The organism is Companilactobacillus halodurans (genome assembly GCF_009600985.1).
GTDB classification, from domain to species: domain Bacteria; phylum Bacillota; class Bacilli; order Lactobacillales; family Lactobacillaceae; genus Companilactobacillus; species Companilactobacillus halodurans.
Genome location: NZ_VDFP01000278.1, coordinates 1 through 1045, shown reverse-complemented (window position 1 = coordinate 1045; position 1045 = coordinate 1). Strand labels below are relative to the sequence as shown.

The window sequence follows — 1045 nt, the reverse complement described above, 5'->3', positions numbered from 1 at the left end:
CAGCCAAAACTAAAGCACCGATTTATTTAGTTGAAATTCAAAAGCAACTTGCTGATTTGTCACAAAAAAGTATTGCTGAGAATCACCTGGAACAGCAAGTTTATTCGATTAACGATGATTTAAAAAATATTCAAAAATATATTGATCACGATACGGTTGATACTGTTGTTTGTAATCCACCGTATTTTAAACTGGGTGACAAGACAGTAATCAAGGATAATCCCGTTTTAGCAATCGCTAGACATGAGTTAAAAGCAAATCTAACTGATATTCTTTCTACCATTAAAGTGGTACTTAAGGAAAATTCACATGCCTACTTAGTATATCGTCCAGAAAGATTGAGTGAATTGTTCAGTATTATGACACAACAACGTCTGCAACCCAAAAAAATGCGCTTTGTCAGGACTACTAAATCCAAAGATGCTAATTTAGTCTTATTAGATCTAATCAAAACAGTTAAAGAGGCTTCACTAAAGGTGGAACCAGATTTAGTGATCTACGATGATCAGCATCGATTAACAAAAGAGGCGAGTTTAATAATCAATGGAAAATAATAAGTATTATGTTTATATGCTTTTGTGTAGCGACAGGACTTTTTATACTGGAACTAGTAATAATGTAAAAAAAAGAGTTGCAACGCACAATGCTGGTAAAGGAGCCAAGTATACAAAAATCAGGCGACCAGTTAAGCTGATGTACACCGAAGCATTAGCCGATAAATCACAGGCTTTAAAACGCGAATATGCAATAAAGAAGTTAAGTAGACATCAGAAAGAAAACTTATTAAAAAGTAATGGAATAAATTGGCGCGACTACTTGATTTCAAAATAATTTTCCTTTATAATATTTGCTTGTATTGAATACACACACTTAACGATTTGATTGATGGTGCGCAAACGCGTTTCAGTCAGACATGACTTAAGTGGAGGTAAAAACCAGGAGGAACTTTTTATGTCAGTTATTTCTATGAAACAACTTCTTGAAGCCGGTGTACATTTCGGTCACCAAACAAGAAGATGGAACCCTAAGATGAAGCCATTTATCT

General features: G+C 34.3%; 3 protein-coding genes. All 3 read left to right on the top strand.

Features of this window, described 5'->3' with window-relative positions:
- The coding region (locus tag FHL06_RS14550; protein ID WP_192918044.1) for a tRNA1(Val) (adenine(37)-N6)-methyltransferase at positions 1–554 on the top strand (554 nt) is incomplete at its 5' end.
- Positions 544–831, top strand: coding sequence for a GIY-YIG nuclease family protein (locus FHL06_RS14150; RefSeq protein ID WP_119326085.1), 288 nt, complete (start codon positions 544–546; stop codon positions 829–831). The genes FHL06_RS14550 and FHL06_RS14150, both read left to right, overlap by 11 nt.
- Positions 832–951: 120 nt before the next feature.
- Positions 952–1045 (top strand): 30S ribosomal protein S2 (locus FHL06_RS14145; protein WP_153387298.1); only part of this gene is annotated, 94 nt, incomplete at its 3' end.